Here is a 20,847-nt window from a genome sequence, read left to right as displayed (position 1 = left end):
CGCAACGCAGGCCATTGTGGGAGTGAGCCTGCTCGCGGAGGCGGTGGATCAGTTGCATCAATGCCGACTGATCCGACGCGATCGCGAGCAGGTTCGCTCCCGCTTGAAGGCTGCGGTGGCTGGTTTGGGGTTTCGAGCAGGACAGGCGAGTACCGATGATCAAAGCAAAAACAGGCAAGCCACTGGAAGCGTCGCGCAGTCGTTCGCAGATCATCGTGCTGTTCGTCGCGCTGATTGTCTTCATCATGCTGCTGTTCGCCAACTTTGCGTACCTCAACACCCAATCTACCTATGACAAGCAGTACATCGGCCATGCTGGCGAGCTGCGGGTGTTGTCCCAGCGCATCGCCAAGAACGCCACCGAGGCGGCGGCCGGCAAGGCGGCTGCGTTCAAGCTGCTGAGTGATGCGCGCAACGACTTCGCCCAGCGCTGGGGCTACCTTAAACAGGGCGACCCCGTGACCGGCCTGCCACCGGCGCCTGCAACCCTGCGCCCGCAGATGCGTGCCGTGCAGTTGGACTGGGAGCGGCTGCTGAAGAACACCGATGCCATCCTCTCCAGCGAACAAACCGTCCTGTCGTTGCATCAGGTCGCGGCGACCCTGGCCGAAACCGTGCCACAGCTGCAGGTCGAGTACGAAAAAGTCGTCGAGATCCTCCTGCAACGTGGCGCACCGGCCGCCCAGGTCGCCATGGCCCAGCGCCAGTCGCTGCTGGCCGAGCGGATCCTCGGCGCGGTGAACACCGTATTGGCCGGGGACGAGAATGCCAGCCAGGCCGCCGATACCTTTGGCCGTGACGCTGCGCGTTTTGGCCAGGTGCTCAATGGCATGCTGCAAGGCGACCCGACCTTGAAGATCTCCCAGGTCCAGGATCGCGACGCCCGGGCGCGCCTGTCGGACATCAGCGAACTGTTCGAGTTTGTCTCCGGCTCGGTGGATGAAATCCTCGAAACTTCACCGGAGCTGTTCAAGGTCCGTGAGTCGGCGGGCAATATCTTCAACCTGTCGCAAACCCTGCTCGATGAAGCCTCGCACCTGGCCACCGCGTTCGAAAACCTGGCGGGCGGGCGTTCCGTCAACACCATCGGCGGCTACGTATTGGGCCTGCTGGCGTTGATGTCGATCATCCTCATCGGCCTGGTCATGGTTCGCGAGACCAACCGCCAACTGAGGGAGACGGCGGAAAAGAACGAGCGCAACCAGAACGCGATCATGCGCTTGCTGGACGAAATCGAGGACTTGGCCGACGGTGACCTGACCGTCACAGCCTCGGTCACCGAGGATTTCACCGGGACCATCGCCGACTCCATCAACTATTCGGTGGACCAACTGCGTGATCTGGTGGCGACGATCAACCTCACCGCCGGCCAGGTCGCCGCTGCCGTGCAGGAAACCCAGGCCACGGCGATGCACCTGGCCCAGGCGTCCGAGCACCAGGCCCAGCAAATTTCCGAAGCATCGACTTCAATCAATGAAATGGCCCAGTCCATCGACCAGGTGTCGGCCAATGCCGCCGAGTCGTCGGCGGTGGCCGAGCGCTCCGTGGAAATCGCCAACAAGGGCAACGAGGTGGTGCACAACACCATTCATGGCATGGACAACATTCGCGAACAGATCCAGGACACCGCCAAGCGCATCAAGCGCCTGGGCGAATCGTCCCAGGAAATTGGCGACATTGTCAGCCTGATCGACGACATCGCCGACCAGACCAACATCCTGGCGCTCAACGCCGCGATCCAGGCGTCCATGGCCGGCGATGCCGGGCGCGGCTTTGCAGTGGTGGCCGATGAAGTGCAGCGGTTGGCCGAGCGTTCTTCGGCAGCGACCCGGCAAATCGAGACGCTGGTGCGGGCGATCCAGGCCGACACCAACGAAGCGGTGATCTCCATGGAGCAGACCACCACCGAAGTGGTGCGCGGTGCCCGGCTGGCCCAGGATGCCGGCGTTGCCCTGGAAGAAATCGAAGGGGTTTCCAAGACCCTGGCTGCGCTTATCCAGAGCATTTCCAACGCGGCGCAGCAACAGACCACCTCGGCAGGGCAGATTTCCCTGACCATGAACGTGATCCAGCAGATCACCTCGCAGACCTCCTCCGGCTCTACCGCCACCGCCGAGAGCATCGGCAACCTGGCGAAAATGGCCAGCCAGCTGCGTCGTTCGGTGTCGGGGTTTACCTTGCCGCCAGCAACTGTGGCGGATGGGGATAAGGGCTGATGTGCTCTGCGGCATATGACTGTTGATTTGGAGTGGTTATGGGTGATCGGCACGACTACGTGGCCCTGGAATGGGTCAAGGGCGAGATTGCCGAAACGCTGAAGCAGGCTCATCTGGCACTCAATCGCCCGGAGGACGACCCGCAGGCGTCGGATGCCCTTGCCCAATGCCTGGCCTGTATCCATCAGGTCCATGGTGGCCTGCAGATGGTCGAGTTCTATGGCGCGGCGTTGCTCGCCGAAGAAATGGAGCAACTGTGCATCGCGCTGCAGGACAACCGTATTGCCCACCGCGACGAGGCCATCAGCCTGTTGCGCCAGGCCCTGGGCCAATTGCCGGTCTATCTTGAGCGTGTGCAAGGTGCCCGTCGCGACCTGCCGTTGGTGGTGCTGCCGTTGATAAACGACTTGCGCAGTGCCCGGGGCGAAAGCCTGTTGTCGGAGACCAGCCTGTTCAGTCCGCAGCTGCCGGATGTCGCGCCACTCAACGATGACGCCTTGAAACGGCTCGAACCGGCCGACTTGCCAGGCACCCTGCGCAAGCTGCGCCAAACCTTGCAAGTCGCCTTGGTGGGGTTGCTTCGTGAACAGGACGACGCCACTCACCTTGGCTACCTGGCGAAGGTCTTCCACCGTTTGGAGACGCTGTGCGCCGGGGCGCCGCTCAATGCGTTGTGGCAGGTCGCTTCGGCGTTGGTCGAGGGTATGCGCGAGGGGCGTATCGCCAACAGCCCGGCGCTGCGCAGTCTGTTCAAGGACGCCGACAAGGAACTCAAGCGCCTGCTGGTGCAAGGCATGCCAGGCGTCAATCAACCGGCCCCGTCACACTTGGTCAAGAGCCTGTTGTTCTATATTGCCAAGGCCGAACATCCCAGCGGGCAGATGCAGATCATGAAAGAACGCTACTCACTGGACGACGCGCTGCCCGACAGCGCGATGGTCGACGAAGAACGCGCGCGCCTGGCCGGGCCCGACCGCGATGCCATGCGCTCGGTGCTGGCCGCGCTCTGCGAGGAACTGGTGCGGGTCAAGGAGCGCCTGGACCTGTTCGTGCGCAGCGATCGACAGCACGTCACCGAGCTCGACAGCCTGCTGGCGCCTTTGCGACAGATCGCGGACACCTTAGCGGTGTTGGGTTTCGGCCAGCCGCGCAAAGTGATCATCGACCAACTGGCCGTGGTGCTGAGCATCGCCCAGGGCCAGCGTGAGCCGGATGATGCAACGCTGATGGACGTCGCCGGGGCCTTGCTCTACGTCGAGGCGACCCTGGCCGGCATGGTCGGCACCGTCGAACCCGAGAGCCGCGAAGACAACCGCCTGCCGACCACCGACCTGACCCAGATCCACCAGATCGTCATCAAGGAAGCCCACACTTGCCTGCAACAGGCCAAGGACATGATCGTCGACTACATCGACGCGGACTGGAACAGCGAGCAACTCCAGCCTTTACCGGCGCTGCTGACCCAGGTGCGCGGTGCGCTGGCGATGATTCCGTTGACCCGTGCCGCCAGCCTCGTGGAGGCGTGCCACGGTTTCATCCACGAGCATCTGTTGCTCGAACATGCCCGGCCGGGCTGGGAAGAGCTGGATCATCTGGCCGATGTGATCACCGGCCTGGAATATTACCTGGAGCGCTTGAGCGAGGACCCGCTCAAGCCTGCCGAGAGCCTGCTCGATGGGGTCGAACGCAGCCTGGGCGCCCTCGGGTATTTCCCCGACGAAGCCCGCGTGCCATTGCTCGACGATGTGCTCAGCCCCAATGAAGCGCAGGTCATGCAGGACCTGCAGGAGCTGGACGATCCGCAGACCGTGCAATCCTTGGCCGAAGTCCTGGCCAGCCCGGTCTCGGCGGTCAACCCGCCAGCGAGGAACATGCCCGCCAGCCTGCTACCGCCCCCGGCGGATGAAACTCCGGTGGACGATGAGCTGCGCGAAGTGTTCCTCGAGGAGACCGCCGAAGTACTGGATGTGCTGAATGAATACCTGCCGCGCTGGGCTGCCCATCCCGACGACCACGGCGCGCTGACGGAACTGCGCCGGGCCTTCCACACCCTCAAGGGCAGCGGCCGGATGGTGCGGGCGTTGATCCTGGGGGAGTTGGCCTGGGCGGTGGAAAACCTGCTCAATCGGGTGCTGGAGCGTAGTGTGGAACCGGGCGCGTCAGTCCTTCGGTTAATTGAAGAAACCGTGCAATTGCTGCCGGCGCTGATCACCGAATTCGCCGATCATCGCCAATCCCAGCGTGACGACGTCGATCGCCTGGCCGCTCGCGCCCATGCCCTCGCCAAGGGCCGCGAAGAAGAGGATGACGACGAGCAGGACGTGACTGCCCTCGATCCGCTGCTCTTGAAGATTTTCGACAACGAAGCCCAGGGTCATCTCGCCACGCTCGATCGCTTCCTTGATCACGCCGCCGAACAACTGCCGCTGCAGGCCAGCGACGAACTGCAACGGGCGTTGCACACCCTCAAGGGCAGCGCATCGATGGCCGGTGTGCAGCCCATCGCCGAACTCGCCGGGGCGTTGGACGAACTGGCCCGGGAATACAAGGCTCATCTGCTGGCATTGGACCTGGATGAGATTGAACTGCTGCTGGAGGGCGAGGGGTTGCTGCGACGCGGCCTGCGCCAGTTACACAGCCAACCGCTGGCACCGATTGCCGGTGCCGAGGACTTGATCCAGCGGGCCCGGTCGCTGCTGGTCGAGCGCTTGCAGGCAGTGGCTGGCGCGGCGGATCAAGGCGCGCGGACCAAGCGTGATCCGCAGTTGATCAACAACTTCCTCGCCCAAGGCATGGACATCCTGCTGGACGCGGAAAACCTGTTGCAACGTTGGCAGCAACACCCCGCCGAAGGCCAGGAGTTGAGTGCCTTGCTCGACGAGCTGACCACCCTGGGCGAAGGTGCGCACCTGGCTGACCTGCACCCGGTGGACGAGCTCTGCGAAGCGCTGCTGGACCTTTACGGTGCGGTCGAGGAAAGCAGCCTGGCGGTCAGCGACGCCTTTTTCCAGGAGGCTCAGCGCGCCCACGAAGCGTTGATCGACATGCTCGACGAGTTGGCGGCCGGCCAGCATGTGCATTCGCGGCCCGAGCGGGTGCAGGCCCTTCGCAAACTGCTTGAGGACAGCCTCGACCCAGCCGCTACGGGGCTGATCCGCAGCGACGGCAGCCGCACCCTGAGCATCCGCGAGCTGAGCCAGGCGACCGCCGAAATGGAACACGGCGCAACCACCGATACCTCGGTCGACGATGACATCGCTTCGATCTTTCTCGAAGAGGCGCAGGACATCCTGGAAAGCGCCGCCCAGGCCTTGCAGCGCTGGCTCGCCGATCCGGACAACGGCGCGCCGCTGTCATCGCTGCAGCGTGATTTGCATACGCTCAAGGGTGGCGCGCGCATGGCGGGCATCCGACCGGTCAGTGACTTGGCCCAAGAGTTGGAAAACCTTTATGAGGGGCTGGTGGACCGCCGCTACAGCTACAGCGAGGAACTGGCGCAACTGCTCGAAAGCAGCCACGAGCGCCTGGATCTGTTGCTCGGGCAACTGCAACAAGGCCAGCCGTTGGGTGATCCCGTTGCGCTGATCGACGCCATTCACCGGTTCCGCCAGGACCGGCCGAATGCCATCGAGACACCGACTGCGACGGGCGATGCCTCGGGGCACGACCCCGAGTTGCTGGAGATCTTTCTCGAGGAAGGTTTCGACATCCTCGACAGCTCCGGCGCAGCGTTGCTGCGCTGGCAGGAAGACCCGGCCAATCGCCAGGCCGTGGAGACCTTGCTGAGAGATCTGCACACCCTCAAGGGCGGCGCGCGGATGGTGGAAATTTCCCCCATCGGCGATCTCGCCCATGAGCTCGAGAATCTTTATGAAGGCCTGTCGGCGGGCCTGCTGCAACCGAGCCCCGAGCTATTTGTCCTGCTGCAAAGCAGTCACGACCGACTGGCGCAGATGCTCGATGCGGTCCGCGCCGGTCAGCCGTGCCCGCCGGGCGATCGATTGATTGCGCGGATCCAGGCGGTGAGCCATCCGCAGGAGCGCGACGCGCCTGAACCTGTTGCAGCACCGGAGCCAGCTTCGGTCCAGGCGCCGGCGTCCCTGCCGGCGCGACCCGAGCCCTCGGTATCGGGCGACGGCGCGGACACGGTCAAGGTCTCCGCCGAATTGCTCGACGACCTGGTCAACCTCGCTGGCGAAACGTCGATCTTCCGGGGCCGTATCGAACAACAGGTCAATGACGCGCGCATTGCCCTGGGCGAGATGGAAACCACCATCGAGCGCATGCGCGACCAACTACGCCGCCTCGACACCGAAACCCAGGGGCGGATTCTCAGCCGCCAGCAAGTGGAGGCCGAGCGGCTGGGCTACGAAGAGTTCGATCCCCTGGAGATGGACCGCCACTCCCAACTGCAGCAATTGTCCCGGGCGCTGTTCGAGTCCGCCTCGGACTTGCTCGACCTCAAGGAAACCCTCGACCGCAGCAACCACGACGCGGAAAACCTGCTGCAGCAGCAGGGGCGCATCAATACCGAACTCCAGGAAGGCCTGATGCGTACGCGCATGGTGCCGTTCGAACGCATGCTGCCGCGGCTCAAGCGCATCGTCCGGCAAGTCGCCCAAGAGCTGGGCAAGGATGTGGAGTTCGTGGTCGGCAATGCCGAGGGCGAGATGGATCGCAACGTGCTCGAACGCATGGCTGCGCCTCTGGAACACATGCTGCGCAACGCCGTGGACCACGGCCTGGAGGCTGCCGACGTGCGTATCGCCGCCGGAAAACCGGCCAAGGGGCGGATCAGCCTCGACTTGTCCCGCGAGGGAGGCGACATCATCTTCGACATCCGCGACGACGGCGCCGGGGTGCCGCTGGACGCGGTTCGGCGCAAGGCGATCAAGCGTGGCTTGCTGACACCCGACAGCGACATCAGCGACCGTGACGTACTGCAATTCATTCTCCAGCCAGGCTTTTCCACGGCTGAGAAGATCACTCAGATTTCCGGGCGCGGCGTCGGCATGGACGTGGTCCACGAAGAGGTGCGGCAGTTGGGGGGCAGCATGTCCATCGACTCGACGCCGGGGCAGGGCGTGCACTTCCGCATTCGCCTGCCGTTCACGGTGTCGGTCAACCGCGCGCTGATGGTCCAGTGCCATGAAGACCAGTATGCGATTCCATTGAACACCATCGAGAGCATCGTCCGGGTATTGCCCGCCGAACTGGACGGCTATTACCAGCTCGATCCGCCGACCTACACCTACGCCGGGCAACGCTACGAGCTGTGTTACCTGGGCGAGCTGCTGAAAACCGGCACCCGGCCGAAATTGCTGGGGCAGAGCCAGCCTTTGCCAGTGCTGCTGGTGCAGTGCAACGAACGGCATGTCGCGGTGCAAGTCGACGCCACCACCGGCACTCGCGAGATCGTGGTCAAGAGCCTTGGCCCGCAGTTCTCGGCGGTGCAAGGCCTGTCCGGGGCGACGATCCTGGGGGACGGCCGGGTGGTGTTGATTCTCGACCTGCTCGCACCGATCCGCGCCTTGCCCCACCAGGTCCCGCGCCGCCAGGTGTCGACTGAAGGCGAGGGCGAACCGCAACGGCCATTGCTGGTACTGGTGGTGGACGACTCGGTAACGGTGCGCAAGGTCACCAGTCGTCTGCTGGAGCGTCATGGCATGCACGTCCTCACCGCCAAGGACGGCGTGGATGCCATCGCCTTGTTGAGCGAACACACGCCGGACCTGATGTTGCTGGACATCGAGATGCCGCGCATGGATGGCTTCGAAGTGGCGACCCACGTGCGCAACGACCCGCGCCTGGCGCACCTGCCGATCATCATGATCACCTCCCGCACCGGCCAGAAACACCGCGACCGCGCCATGGCCATCGGCGTCAACGACTACCTGGGCAAGCCGTACCAGGAATCGGTGCTGCTCGACAGCATCGCGTACTGGAGCAAAAAACATGGATGAATTTCGCGCCAGCCATCTCACGGGGCTGTTGCTGCCCTTGGCCGACCGGCATTTGATTCTGCCCAACGTGGCGGTGGCGGAGCTGATCGACTACCAAAGCAGCGCGTTCGACATGGACACTCCGCCGTGGTTCTTGGGCTGGGTGAGCTGGCGCGAGCGACAAATTCCGCTGTTGAGCTTCGAGTCGGCCTGCGGCCAGAAAACCGCAGTCGGCGAGCGCGCCCGCATCGTCGTGCTCAACGCCTTGGGCGGGCGACCGGAACTGCGCTTCATGGCCCTGCTGGTGCAAGGCATTCCACGCTCCTGCAAGCTCGACAGCCAGCTGAGCTACGTCGACGTGCCACTGTGCGGGTTGGAGCAAGCGGCGGTGCAGGTGGGGGAGCATGTGGCGAAAGTGCCGGATCTGTTGGCGTTGGAGGAGTTGGTGGTGGCGGCGGGGTTGACTTAGCAACTCATGGACTAAAACGAGTTCAGACGGGTTGATCGTACCTGAGTCGGTACGATCAACTAAATCAAGAAAAGATGTTCAGTAAAGTTTTCAGCGCAAACTGATTAAACGAAGGAACTCAATTGAACGGTGATGAACGTTCCGAATCGTAATATTATCAATATCAATTTTTCGGTGGCGATCGTCGGGCCTCGAGCCTAGTGTGCCGATCCAAAGAACCGGTGAAGGGCCGAACCAGCGTGCTGGCTTCACCACCACCTTTATCCATTGGTTAATTTCAGTTTCATTGTCTATCCAAGCGACAATCTCCTCAAAATGGACATTTCCAGGGCACATAGCGATGGTTATTTCGCCCGCTTCGCCCGCTTGGCGTTCCTGGATACGGTAGTGAAATATTATGTCGTAGTACTTATTTCGCTCTTCAACTGATAAATCAAACGTTTTCATAAGAGAAGGTTGGATCATTGGCCATGCCTGGGAAGAAACTTCCAGATTACCTCTCCAAAAGTAATTTCCTTTCTCGAGTTCGATTGTCCCATCGGGTAAGTCAGGGCCGTTCTCCCACCCGTTCCGCTGTCCATTTTTGAAATCGGTGACGTCTTCATAGAAGGGCATGCTGTTCTCCTAAGCGGCGTTTTTGAGCAGGGATCGGAACAATATCGAGTTGCCGCAATCGAGATTGGGCGCTGAAAAAAACTGTTCGCCTACTGTCAAGGTTGACAGGTCGACGTCTCTATCGGACCAGGGGACCCAAAGCCCAGCATAAACAATTACTCCCACCGTAACGATCCGCCATCGGGCGTGATTGATGCCCTCGCCGCAACACGCCTAAGGTAAGCCCCACGACAGCGAACCCGTGGAGTGGTCATGACAACAACAATATCCCCCGACTCGCGCTGGACGCGGCGGCGCAGCGAAAAGCAGCGGCGGCTCGGGCTGGTGAAGGGGCTGGCCGATGGTGTGGTGTTGCCCACCGACAAGATCGTCGCGGCGCTGGAGGCGTTGATCCTGCCCGGCGACCGTGTGGTGCTGGAGGGCAATAACCAGAAACAGGCGGATTTCCTTTCGCGCTCCTTGGCCAAGGCCGACCCGGGCAAGCTGCATGACTTGCACATGATCATGCCCAGCGTTGGTCGTTCCGAGCACCTGGACTTATTCGAACGCGGCATCGCCCGCAAGCTCGATTTTTCCTTTGCCGGCACCCAGAGCCTGCGCATCAGCCAGTTGCTCGAAGACGGTCTGCTGGAAATCGGCGCGATCCATACCTACATCGAACTCTATGCCCGGTTGGTGGTGGACCTGATTCCCAATGTGGTGCTTTCGGCCGGTTTCATGGCCGACCGCGCCGGCAATATCTACACCGGCCCCAGCACCGAAGACACGCCGGCGCTGATCGAGCCGGCGGCCTTCAGCGACGGCATCGTCATCGTCCAGGTCAACCAGTTGGTGGACGACGTCAGCGACCTGCCCCGCGTGGACATTCCGGCGTCCTGGGTCGATTTCGTGGTGGTGGCCGACAAGCCGTTCTACATCGAGCCGCTGTTCACCCGCGACCCGCGCCACATCAAGCCTGTGCATGTGCTGATGGCGATGATGGCGATCCGCGGGATCTACGAAAAACACAACGTCCAGTCTCTCAATCACGGCATCGGTTTCAACACCGCCGCCATCGAATTGATCCTGCCCACCTACGGCGAATCCCTCGGCCTGAAGGGCAAGATCTGCCGCAACTGGACCCTCAATCCGCACCCGACCTTGATCCCCGCCATCGAAAGCGGCTGGGTCGAAAGCGTGCATTGCTTTGGCACCGAGCTCGGCATGGAAAACTACATCGCCGCCCGGCCGGATGTGTTCTTCACCGGCCACGACGGCTCGCTGCGCTCCAACCGCATGGTCTGCCAACTGGCCGGGCAGTACGCGGTGGACCTGTTCATCGGCGCCACCCTGCAAGTGGACGGCGACGGTCATTCCTCCACCGTGACCCGTGGCCGACTCGCGGGCTTCGGTGGTGCACCGAACATGGGCCACGACCCGCGCGGTCGTCGTCACGGCACGCCGGCCTGGCTCGACATGCGCCACGGCGATGGCGAGGCGCCGTTGCTCGAACGCGGCAAGAAGCTCGTGGTGCAGATGGTCGAGACATTCCAGGAGGGCGGCAAACCGACCTTCGTCGACACCCTCGACGCCGTGGAGGTGGCGAAGAAAGCCGGCATGCCCCTGGCGCCGATCATGATCTACGGCGACGACGTTACCCATTTGCTGACCGAAGAAGGCATCGCCTACCTGTACAAGGCCCGCTCGCTGGAAGAGCGCCAGGCGATGATCGCCGCCGTGGCCGGGGTCACTGCCATCGGCTTGCGCCACGACCCGAAGGAAACCGCGCGCATGCGCCGCGAAGGGCTGATCGCCTTGCCGGAAGACCTTGGTATCCGCCGCACCGACGCCACCCGCGAGTTGCTCGCGGCCAAGAGCGTGGCCGATCTGGTGGAGTGGTCCGGTGGCCTCTACAACCCGCCCGCCAAGTTCAGGAGCTGGTAAATGCGCGCCCTAAATCTGCAACCCAAGCCGATACCTCTCGCTGAGCGCCTGGCCGACCTGGCGGTGGATGCGTTGATCGACGAGGCCGACCTCTCGCCCAAACCGGCGCTGGTGGACCGGCGCGGCAGCGGCGCCCATACCGATTTGCACCTGGGCCTGATGCACGCTTCGGCGTTGTCGCTGTGGCCGGCCTTCAAGGAAATGGCCGAGGCCGCCCTCGACTGTGGCGAGATCGGCCTGCCGCTGCGCGAAGCCCTCGGCCGCATCGGTCGTGAAGGCGAAGCCGCCATGCTGGTGACCACGGGTGGCGTGAACACCCACCGTGGCGCGATCTGGGCCTTGGGCTTGCTCGTCGCTGCGGCGGCGCTGGAACCTGAAGCCAACGCCGCGGGCGCCGTCACTCTACGCGCTGCTCGCCTGGCCTTGCTCAACGACCGCTATGCACCGCAACCCCTGAGTCATGGCGCCCAGGTCGCCCAACGCTACGGCGTGCGCGGTGCCCGTGAAGAAGCGCAACTGGCGTTTCCGGCGGTGACCGGCCTGGGCCTGCCGCAACTCAAGCGCAGTCGGGCGGCGGGTGCGGGCGAACAGAACGCCCGGCTTGATGCCTTGCTGGCGATCATGACCAACCTGGCCGACACCTGCGTGCTCTACCGCGCTGGCGAAGCCGGTTTACACGCCATGCAGCACGGCGCCAGAGCGGTGCTCGACGCCGGCGGCAGCGCGAGCCTCGGCGGTCGCCGCCAGTTGCATGCGCTGGACCAACAATTGATTGCCTTGAACGCCTCGCCCGGCGGCGCTGCCGACTTGCTCGCCGCCTGCCTGTTCCTCGATCGCATCGAACGCGGCGATGGCCTCTTCCCTGGAGTGTGCTGATGGAAACCTTATCCTTTGAATTCCCTGCCGGGCAGCCGCCACGGGGCCGGGCGCTGGTGGGCTGCGTCGGCTCGGGCGACCTGGAAGTGCTGATCGAACCCGGTCTGGCGGGCAAATTGACCATCCAGGTGCAGACCTCGGTCAACGGCAGCGAACAACGCTGGCAGCATTTGTTCACCCGCATGTTCGACGGCCAGACGCCCCCGGCGATGAGTATCGACATCCATGATTTCGGCGCCACCCCCGGCGTGGTGCGTCTGCGCCTGGAACAAGGTTTCGAGGAGATCGGCCATGACTGACAGCGCAGCGCTGCTCAACAAGCACAGCTTCGTCGAACTCGGTGCCCGGCAACGGGCCAAGGCCTTGCTCGACGACGGAACGTTCCGCGAATTGCTCGACCCGTTCCAGCGGGTCATGTCGCCGTGGCTGTTGCGCCAGGGCGTGGTGCCACAGAGCGATGACGGCGTGGTGATCGCCAAGGGCAACCTCGACGGATTGCCGGTTGTCGTGGCTGCCATCGAAGGCGCGTTCCAGGGCGGAAGCCTCGGTGAAGTCGGCGGGGCAAAAATCGCCGGAGCATTGGAGCTGGCCGCCGAGGACAACCGCAAAGGGATTCCGACCCGCGCTGTGTTGCTGCTGGAAACCGGCGGCGTGCGGTTGCAAGAGGCCAACCTCGGCCTCGCGGCGATTGCCGAGATTCACTCGGCGATTGTCGATTTGCGTCAGTACCAGCCGGTGGTTGGTGTAGTCGCTGGTAGCGTCGGATGTTTTGGTGGCATGTCCATCGCCGCCGGGTTGTGCAGTTACCTGCTGGTGACCCAGGAAGCGCGGCTGGGCCTGAACGGTCCGCAAGTGATCGAGCAGGAAGCCGGCCTCGACGAATACGACTCCCGCGACCGGCCATTCATCTGGAGCCTGACCGGTGGCGCGCAGCGCTACGCGACCGGGCTGGTGGACCGCTACGTCGCCGATGACGTCGAGCAGATCCGCCGACAAGTCGGCGAACTGTTGCATCTAGGTGTGCCCAACGAACACCGCAGCGGCCAGGCCGAACTGTTCCTGCAACGCCTGGCTCGCTTGGACACTGACGTGCAAATCGAACCGGCAGCGGTTCGCCAGCTGTATCAGGGAGAACGCCCATGACTTCGTACTCATTGAGAGGCCTGCGCTGGTTCGAGGCCCTGAGCGGCGGCGCCGAACCTTTGGCCGGTCTGCCTGCTTCGCTGAAAGCTGCTGACGTCCAACTGGGCGACCAAACCGCGCGCCTGCTCGCCGTGGTGGCTGATCCCGTCAACCGTTTCCCTCGGGCGCGCAACGGCGAAGTCGGCTTGCTCGAAGGCTGGGGCCTGGCCAAGGCTGTTGACGATGCCATCGAAGCCGACCGCAATGCGCCGCGCAAACGTGCGCTGATCGCCATCGTCGATGTGCCCAGCCAGGCCTATGGCCGGCGCGAAGAAGCCTTGGGCATTCATCAGGCCTTGGCCGGCGCGGCGGACAGTTATGCCCGCGCCCGATTGGCCGGGCATCCGGTGATTGGTTTGCTGGTGGGCAAGGCCATGTCCGGTGCGTTCCTGGCCCACGGCTACCAGGCCAACCGCTTGATCGCCCTGCGCGACCCGGGTGTGATGGTCCATGCCATGGGCAAGGCTTCGGCGGCGCGGGTCACCCTGCGCAGCGTCGAAGAGCTTGAAGCCCTGGCCGCCAGCGTGCCGCCGATGGCCTATGACATCGACAGCTACGCCAGCCTCGGTTTGCTCTGGGAAACCTTGTCGGTGGAACAGATCGAGCAACCGACGGTGGCGGATCTGGGCCGGGTGATTGATTGCCTGCAACAAGCGATCAACGAGGCGGCCGGTGCGCCTCGGGATCTCAGCGGACGTTTGGGGGCCGCCAATCGCGCAGCTTCCAGCCATGTTCGCCAATTGCTGAGGGCGCAGTGGTGAGCACGTTCCTGGCCCATGACCTGCTCTGGGGAATGACTGCCTTGCAGTTGCCTGCGGATGCGCCGGGCTGGGCTGTCGAGTCCCTCGACCTCGGGCAACCGATGGTGGTGCGTCGTGCGCTGGCCTCGCCTGGTCACATCGCGGTGGGCTTGCGTGGTCGATCCCGGGAGCAGCGTTACGCCTCGTCGATGCCAGTAGCTGCGATCAAGCGCCGGGTGCGCCCGGAAGACCTTTGCCATGTCGAATCCCGTCGCGACCTGCCGGCCTTGCACGCGCTGGCCCGGCTGCGGCCGCTGCTCGATGCCAGCGGTTGGGCCTGGGGCATCGGCGGCAGCGCCGGGTTCGAGCTTGCCACCGGCATCGAGGCGTTGCATGAACGCAGTGACCTGGATTTGATCCTGCGTACGCCGCGTCGTCTGAATCGTCTCCAGGCCAAGGAACTGCTGGCGCTGCTGGATGCCTCGGTCTGCGCCGTGGACATGCAGTTGCAAACCCCTTGCGGCGCCGTCGCCTTGCGCGAGTGGGCGGGTTCGTCGCGGCGGGTCTTGCTCAAGAACGAAATCCAGGCCCGCCTGGTGAGCGATCCTTGGCAATCTTCAATGGAGCAGGTCGCGTGAGCAGCCTCTTCGTCTTTCCCGGCCAGGGTGCGCAGCGCGTGGGCATGCTCCATGGGTTGGCGCCGCTGATCCTGGAAGAGGCGAGTGATGTACTTGGCGAGGATGTCTTGCTGTTGGACTCTGCCCAAGCGTTGCAATCGACGCGCGCCGTGCAGCTGTGCCTGCTGATTGCCGGCGTGGCGGCGGCCCGTCGGTTGCTGGAGCAGGCTCCCGCACCGGATTACGTGGCGGGGTTGTCCATCGGCGCTTATCCAGCGGCAGTCGTGGCCGGGGCGCTGGATTTTGCGGATGCGCTGCGACTGGTGAGCCTGCGCGGCGAATTGATGCAGCAGGCGTATCCACATGGCTATGGCATGACCGCCATCATTGGCCTGGACCTCGCCGCCGTGGAAGCCTTGCTCGCCCAGGTGCACCGTGAAACAACGCCGGTCTACCTGGCCAATATCAATGCCGATAACCAGGTGGTTATTGCCGGCTGCGACGAAGCCATGAGCCTCGTTGCTGGAATGGCGCGTCGCCAGGGCGCGGGCAAGGCCTGTCGGTTGGCGCTCAGCGTGCCATCCCATTGCCCGTTGTTGGAGGCTCCGGCGCGGACATTGTCCGAGGCATTCGCCAACGTGTCGTTGAAGGCGCCATCCCTGGGCTATCTCAGCGGCAGCCGCGCCCGGCCGGTGCTCAAGACCGAAGCCCTGCGCGACGACCTGGCTTTCAACATGTGCCGGGTCGTCGATTGGCGCGGCACGGTGCAGAGCGCCTACGAGCGAGGCGTGCGGCTGCAAATCGAACTACCACCCGGCGCGGTGCTGACCGGGCTGGCGCGCCGGGTGTTCGAGCAGGGCACCGTCATGGCGTTTGACGGCGCGCGGCTCGACACCCTGCAAGCGCTGTTGCATGAGGAGGGACACCGCCAACCCTAGACACCGACTCAAGCTGGCGAAGCACAAAAACAACAACTTCGACGATGCACTTTGAGGACTACGACAATGATTATCTACGGTGTGGCGTTCCTGGCCTTTTGTACCCTGGCGGGTATTTTCATCGGTGAGCTGCTGGGCAAATTGATCGGCGTGCCGGCCAACGTCGGCGGCGTCGGCATTGCGATGCTGCTGTTGATCGGCCTGGGCAGCTACCTGAACAAGCGCGGCCTGTTCACGGGCAAATCCGAGGCAGGCGTGGAATTCTGGAGCGCCATCTATATCCCGATCGTGGTGGCGATGGCCGCGCAGCAAAACGTTTATGGCGCCTTGAAGGGCGGGCCGATGGCGATCCTGGCCGGGACGCTGGCGGTGGTGATCGCCTTTGCGTTGGTGCCGGTGCTGGTGCGCATCGGCAACAAGGACCCTCAATCCAACGTGTCCGTGAAAACGGTAGGGTGACCGCCATGTACGAATCCTTGATGAAAGTCATCACCGGCTACGGCCTGATCAGCGGTTTTGCCATCGTCGGCATCACCATGTGGGTGTCCTACTGGATCAGCGACACGTTCACCAAAGGGCGCCTGCACGGCTCGGCCATCGCCATCCTGCTGGGGCTGGTGCTCTCGTACATCGGCGGGGCCATGACCGGTGGGCAGAAAGGCGTGGTGGACATCCCGCTGCTGTCCGGGATCGGTCTTCTGGGCGGCGCCATGCTGCGGGACTTCGCCATCGTCGCCACGGCGTTCGGCGTCAGTGTCGAGGAGCTCAAGCGTGCCGGTTTCGTTGGCGTGCTGGCCTTGTTCGTCGGGGTCGGGACTTCATTCATTGCCGGCGTTGGCGTGGCGATGGCCTTCGGTTACACCGATGTGGTGAGCCTCACCACCATCGGCGCCGGGGCGGTGACTTATATTGTCGGACCGGTGACCGGGGCGGCGATTGGCGCCAGCTCCGAGGTCATGGCGCTGTCCATTGCCGCCGGGCTGATCAAGGCGATCCTGGTGATGGTGGCGACGCCGTTCGTGGCGCCCTTCATCGGCCTCAACAACCCGCGCAGCGCGGTGATCTTCGGCGGGCTGATGGGCACTTCCAGTGGCGTGGCCGGCGGCCTGGCGGCGACCGATCCGAAGCTGGTGCCGTATGGCTGCCTGACGGCGGCGTTCTATACGGCACTTGGGTGCTTGCTCGGGCCTTCGCTGTTGTTTTTGATCATGCGGGGGTTGATGGGGTAGGGCTTCGGCTCTTCGCTAACCGCGCTGGCCTCTTCGCGAGCAGGCCCGCTGCCACAGTCGACCGCGTGTCCCTGTGGGAGGGGGCTTGTTCGCGAAGGGCGAGACTCGGTCTCAGGCCTGGCGATTGGCATACATCCGGCACTCGGCCAACAGCGCCAGCAGGTTAGGATCACGCTCCTTGGCCTTCAGGAACACCACGCCAATGTGCTGTTGCAACCGGTACTTTTCCTGCAACGGGATCAGTTTCACGCGGTTTTCATACACCGCCGCAATCCTGCCCGGCAGCAAGGCATAACCCACCCCGGAGCTGACCATGCTCAGCAGGGTGAAGATGTCGTTGACCTGCATCGCCACCTTCGGCTCGAACCCCGCTTGCTTGAACACCCGGACACCGTCCTGATGCGTGGCGAAGCCTTGGGTCAGGGTGATGAAAGTCTCGTTGCGCACGTCGGCCAGGTCGACTTCGCTGCGCTGGGCGAAGGGGGAGTCGGCCGGAGTGGCGAGGAAGATGTCATCGGAAAACAGCGCGATTTGCTCGCAGTCCGGGTCGTTGACGCTGTCGTCCAGCGACACCAGGATCGCGTCGACTTCCATGTTCTTGAGCTTGTACAACAGGTCGATGTTCGAGCCCATGATCAGGTCGATGTTGAGTTCGCTGCGGCGGATTTTCAGGCCCATGATCAGTTGGGGCACGGTCTTGACCGTCAGCGAGTACAGCGAGCCGAGCTTGAAGCGCTCAGCGGAAAAACCCGCCGCCTCGCGGGTCAATCGAACGCTTTCGATCACATCCTGGATCAGCCTCTGCGCACGCTCTTCCAAAACATAGGCGCTTTCCAAAGGCGTGAGATTGCGGCCTTCATGCTTGAACAGCGGGCAACGCAGGGCGCTCTCCAAGGAATGAATGGCCCGGTGCACGCTGACATTGCTGGTCTGCAACTCGGCCGCCGCCCGCGCGAGGTTGCCGGTGCGCATGAAGGCCAGGAACACCTCGAGTTTTTTCAGGGTCAATTCTTCGTCGATCAGCATAGGAGGATGGACTCTTATTCGTATGGGCTGATTGTGCCCCATGTCTTCCCGGCGACGCGATTTAAGTGGCTTGGGAGCTGTTATGGCGAGGGAGCGTTATCGCGAGTTAAAAAAAGCCAAGGCATTGCACTTTGCCGCGCCAGGCCTGAGCCTTGGCGCCAGTTTCGGAATGTGGGGTGGGATTGGGATGTATCACGGGGAACGACTCAACGCCTGGACACACCTGGTGGGGGCTGTCGCGGCGTTTATCGGCGCGGTGTGGTTGCTGGTGATTGCCGGGATGGCCGGTGATCCCTGGAAGATCGTCAGCGTGGCGATCTATGGGTTCACCTTGCTGGCGCTCTACAGCGCCTCGACGGTTTATCACAGCGTGCGCGGACGCAAGAAAGAGATCATGCAGAAGGTCGATCATTTTTCGATCTACCTGTTGATCGCCGGCAGCTACACGCCGTTCTGCCTGGTGACCCTGCGCGGGCCGTGGGGCTGGACGTTGTTCGGGATTGTCTGGGGGCTGGCCCTGATCGGCATCCTGCAGGAAATCAAGCCGCGCTCTGAAGCGAGGATCCTGTCGATCGTCATTTATGCGGTAATGGGCTGGATCGTCCTGGTGGCGGTCAAGCCGTTGCTGGCGGCGCTGGGCAGCACCGGGTTTGCCTGGCTGGCTTCGGGCGGCGTGTTGTACACCGTCGGCATCATTTTCTTCGCGCTGGACCATCGCCTGCGCCATGCCCATGGCATCTGGCACCTGTTTGTCATCGCCGGCAGCCTGCTGCATTTCGTGGCGATTCTGTTCTACGTGCTTTGAGCCGTTCCAAACAGGCGATCCAGCTGCCCCTGGGCCTGGCTGGCAAAGATCTCCAGCAGGGCACCCATCGTATGGGCTGGGGCCTCGTTGGCCCGGGTCACGGCGTACAGGGAAATGGGCAGCGGCGGCGACAAGGGCCGGATGGCCGTGCGGGCGCTCGAAGCGCCCAAAGCCGTGAACGGGTCGATGACCGCCAGCCCGGCGCCGGATTCGACCATGGCCCGGGCCAGTGAATAGGTCTGCACGGAAATGCTCACGCGTGGCGACGGCTCCACTGACTTGAGGTAACCGTCCAACCTGGCCGAGAGCGGGTCGGTACTGGACAGGCCGATCAATGGCGCATCGGCCAAGGCTTGCAACGGCATGGGCGTGCCGATCGTCGCCTCGGGCCAGTGACCATTTGGTGCCAAGGCTACCAACACGCCACTGGCGAGGGCCTGGGCCTTGAGGCCAGGGTGATCGGGCGCTTGCAAGGTCAGGGCGACGTCGATTTCGCGCATCAGCAGGTTTTGCGTCAATTCGCGGCTGTGGGCACTGGATAACTCGCAGACGATGTCGGGGTATCGTCGGGTCCATTGATGGATCGCCGCCGGCATCAACGACAGGGCCAAGGCTGGCGTGGCGCCGATCCGCAGGCTGTGGCCCGGCTCGCGGCGCAGGCTCTGGGCCAGGCGCCGCACGCCTTGAAGGCTTTCGCTGACCTTGTCGACCTCGCGCTCCAGTTCCAGCGCCTCAGGCGTGGCCTGCAACTTGCCGCGCACTCGCAGGAATAGCGCAAAGCCCAATTGCTGCTCGGCATGCTGCAACACCTTGGTCACGGCCGGCTGGGAGACGTGCAGCAACTGCGCGGCGCCGCTGATGGAGCCGGTCTGGCGGATGGCCTGGAAAATCTCGATATGACGAAGGCGCATGGCGAGCCCATAACCTTTGTTTATAGGAAGCCCATCTTTATTCATTGTTCGAACGCTGTCATCCGATCCTAACCTTGGGCCATTCGAAACAGGTGTGAGATGGACATGGCTCAGCGGGTTTGCATTATCGGTGGCGGCGTGATCGGGCTGGCGACGGCTTATGCGCTGGTTCGCGAAGGCATCGACGTCACGCTCGTCGAAGCCCGGGACGCGCTGGGCAGCGAAACCAGCTTCGCCAATGGCGGCCAGTTGTCCTATCGCTACGTCTCGCCGCTGGCGGATGCCGGGGTGCCCTGGCAGGCCCTGGGCTGGATGTTGCGCGCGGATTCGCCACTGAAGTTGCACCCGCGCCTCGACCCGGCCCAGTGGCGCTGGATGGCGTCGTTTGTCGCCGCGTGCCGGACCTCGGTCAACCGCCGCAACGGTGCGCATCTGTTGCGCCTGGCGCTGTTGAGCCAGGCGACGTTGCAGACCTGGCGCGAAGACGATCATCTCGATGGCTTTGACTGGCGGCGCAACGGCAAATTGGTGACGTTTCGAAACGGCCGCCACTTCGAGCATGCTCGGCGGCGAGTGACTGATCTGGAGCATCAGCAAGTACTTGGCCCTGCCCAATGCGCCAGCCTGGAGCCCGCGCTGGCAGGCGTGCCGTTCGTGGGCGGGATCTACACGCCGGACGAGGAGGTCGCCGATTGCCATGCTTTCTGCCTCCAATTGGCGGCGCGGCTACGGGCTTCGGGGCGCTGCGAGTTCCTCCTGGGGCGTGCGGTGACTGCTGTCCATCATGCTAACGGTACGGTGCAGGCGATCAACCTGGGCGCAGATCGCCTGGACGTGGGCGCCGTGGTGATAGCCGCCGGCCATCGCAGTGCAGCGCTTGCAGTGCCTGGGCTGCGACTGCCGCTGTATCCGCTCAAGGGCTACAGCCTGACGGTTCCGATCGAGGCGCGACATCGGGCGCCGGAGCTGAGCATCACCGACTATGATCGCAAGGTCGTCTACGCTCGCATCGGTGAGCAGTTGCGAGTGGCGGCGATGGTCGACATCGTCGGTTTTGATCCGGCACCGGACCCCAGGCGCCTGGCCCTGATCCGTCGCCAGGCCATGGAAACCTTCCCCCTGGCTGGAAATTACGAGCGCGCCATCGAGTGGGCGGGCATGCGCCCGGCCACGCCCAGCGGGGTGCCGCTGATTGGCGCCACCGGCTATCGCAACCTGTGGCTCAACCTGGGCCATGGCGCCTTAGGCTTTACCCTGGCGTGCGGCAGCGGCCGCTTGCTCAGTGAACTGATCCGCCAACGTACACCTTCCATCGACATGCGAGGCCTCACGCCCCGCGCCGCCTGACCCACCCGCAA

At 63.5% G+C, this 20,847-nt stretch carries 17 protein-coding genes; 14 read left to right on the top strand and 3 right to left on the bottom strand.

Annotated elements, in window-relative coordinates:
• The first annotated feature begins 155 nt into the window (after window positions 1-155).
• From VQ575_RS25095 to VQ575_RS25085, 3 genes are read left to right on the top strand one after another with little or no spacing between them, the layout of a single operon-like run.
• Window positions 156-2,216, top strand: coding sequence for a methyl-accepting chemotaxis protein (locus VQ575_RS25095; protein ID WP_039590505.1), 2,061 nt, complete (start codon window positions 156-158; stop codon window positions 2,214-2,216).
• A gap of 38 nt (window positions 2,217-2,254) precedes the next feature.
• Window positions 2,255-8,179, top strand: coding sequence for an Hpt domain-containing protein (locus tag VQ575_RS25090; protein WP_325918645.1), 5,925 nt, complete (start codon window positions 2,255-2,257; stop codon window positions 8,177-8,179).
• Window positions 8,172-8,627 (top strand): chemotaxis protein CheW, encoded by a 456-nt coding sequence (locus tag VQ575_RS25085; RefSeq protein WP_198723978.1) that lies wholly within the window; start codon window positions 8,172-8,174, stop codon window positions 8,625-8,627. The genes VQ575_RS25090 and VQ575_RS25085 overlap by 8 nt, the downstream gene beginning before the upstream one ends.
• A gap of 90 nt (window positions 8,628-8,717) precedes the next feature.
• Here VQ575_RS25085 and VQ575_RS25080 read toward each other — a convergent pair whose 3' ends face one another.
• Window positions 8,718-9,242: a hypothetical protein gene (locus VQ575_RS25080; protein WP_039590512.1), complete on the bottom strand. Its 525-nt coding sequence runs from the start codon at window positions 9,240-9,242 to the stop codon at window positions 8,718-8,720.
• Between the two features lie 252 nt (window positions 9,243-9,494).
• On the opposite strand from VQ575_RS25080, the gene mdcA reads away from it, so the two are divergent.
• The 9 genes from mdcA to madM all read left to right on the top strand — a co-directional run bounded on the left by mdcA (window position 9,495) and on the right by madM (window position 16,747).
• Entirely contained in the window at window positions 9,495-11,165 is a 1,671-nt protein-coding gene (gene mdcA, locus VQ575_RS25075; protein WP_045157198.1) for a malonate decarboxylase subunit alpha, read from the top strand.
• On the top strand, window positions 11,166-12,041 hold the full coding sequence (locus VQ575_RS25070; RefSeq protein WP_325918643.1) for a triphosphoribosyl-dephospho-CoA synthase: 876 nt from the start codon (window positions 11,166-11,168) through the stop codon (window positions 12,039-12,041). It begins immediately after the preceding gene.
• On the top strand, window positions 12,041-12,340 hold the full coding sequence (locus VQ575_RS25065; protein WP_039590517.1) for a malonate decarboxylase subunit delta: 300 nt from the start codon (window positions 12,041-12,043) through the stop codon (window positions 12,338-12,340). The genes VQ575_RS25070 and VQ575_RS25065 overlap by 1 nt, the downstream gene beginning before the upstream one ends.
• Window positions 12,333-13,184 carry a biotin-independent malonate decarboxylase subunit beta gene (locus VQ575_RS25060; protein WP_039590519.1) on the top strand — a complete coding sequence of 284 codons (852 nt, stop codon included), beginning with the start codon at window positions 12,333-12,335 and terminating at the stop codon, window positions 13,182-13,184. Before VQ575_RS25065 ends, VQ575_RS25060 begins: the two co-directional genes overlap by 8 nt.
• Complete coding sequence (gene mdcE, locus VQ575_RS25055) at window positions 13,181-13,984, top strand: biotin-independent malonate decarboxylase subunit gamma (RefSeq protein ID WP_039590520.1); 804 nt, start codon at window positions 13,181-13,183, stop codon at window positions 13,982-13,984. Before VQ575_RS25060 ends, mdcE begins: the two co-directional genes overlap by 4 nt.
• Window positions 13,981-14,601 carry a malonate decarboxylase holo-ACP synthase gene (locus VQ575_RS25050; protein WP_325918641.1) on the top strand — a complete coding sequence of 207 codons (621 nt, stop codon included), beginning with the start codon at window positions 13,981-13,983 and terminating at the stop codon, window positions 14,599-14,601. Before mdcE ends, VQ575_RS25050 begins: the two co-directional genes overlap by 4 nt.
• Window positions 14,598-15,518: a malonate decarboxylase subunit epsilon gene (gene mdcH / locus VQ575_RS25045; RefSeq protein WP_325918639.1), complete on the top strand. Its 921-nt coding sequence runs from the start codon at window positions 14,598-14,600 to the stop codon at window positions 15,516-15,518. Before VQ575_RS25050 ends, mdcH begins: the two co-directional genes overlap by 4 nt.
• 66 nt (window positions 15,519-15,584) lie before the next feature.
• Window positions 15,585-15,977, top strand: a complete 393-nt coding sequence (gene madL, locus VQ575_RS25040; RefSeq protein ID WP_039590522.1) for a malonate transporter subunit MadL — start codon at window positions 15,585-15,587, stop codon at window positions 15,975-15,977.
• A gap of 5 nt (window positions 15,978-15,982) precedes the next feature.
• Entirely contained in the window at window positions 15,983-16,747 is a 765-nt protein-coding gene (gene madM / locus VQ575_RS25035) for a malonate transporter subunit MadM (RefSeq protein WP_039590523.1), read from the top strand.
• A gap of 111 nt (window positions 16,748-16,858) precedes the next feature.
• On the opposite strand, the gene VQ575_RS25030 is transcribed toward madM, so the two are convergent.
• Window positions 16,859-17,773: a LysR family transcriptional regulator gene (locus VQ575_RS25030; RefSeq protein ID WP_039590524.1), complete on the bottom strand. Its 915-nt coding sequence runs from the start codon at window positions 17,771-17,773 to the stop codon at window positions 16,859-16,861.
• 187 nt (window positions 17,774-17,960) lie between these two features.
• On the opposite strand from VQ575_RS25030, the gene trhA reads away from it, so the two are divergent.
• Complete coding sequence (trhA, locus tag VQ575_RS25025; RefSeq protein WP_039590525.1) at window positions 17,961-18,578, top strand: PAQR family membrane homeostasis protein TrhA; 618 nt, start codon at window positions 17,961-17,963, stop codon at window positions 18,576-18,578.
• Here trhA and VQ575_RS25020 read toward each other — a convergent pair.
• On the bottom strand, window positions 18,566-19,489 hold the full coding sequence (locus VQ575_RS25020; RefSeq protein ID WP_045157191.1) for a LysR family transcriptional regulator: 924 nt from the start codon (window positions 19,487-19,489) through the stop codon (window positions 18,566-18,568). The two genes, trhA and VQ575_RS25020, sit on opposite strands and share 13 nt — an antisense overlap.
• Window positions 19,490-19,594: 105 nt before the next feature.
• Here VQ575_RS25020 and VQ575_RS25015 point away from each other — a divergent pair, with 105 nt between their 5' ends.
• Entirely contained in the window at window positions 19,595-20,836 is a 1,242-nt protein-coding gene (locus VQ575_RS25015; protein WP_325918636.1) for a D-amino acid dehydrogenase, read from the top strand.
• The last annotated feature ends 11 nt before the right edge of the window (window positions 20,837-20,847 follow it).

The organism is Pseudomonas frederiksbergensis, from assembly GCF_035751725.1.
GTDB lineage: Bacteria > Pseudomonadota > Gammaproteobacteria > Pseudomonadales > Pseudomonadaceae > Aquipseudomonas > Aquipseudomonas frederiksbergensis_A.
Note: the sequence above shows the minus strand (reverse complement) of the source record. Positions and strands in the feature narration are given on the sequence as shown.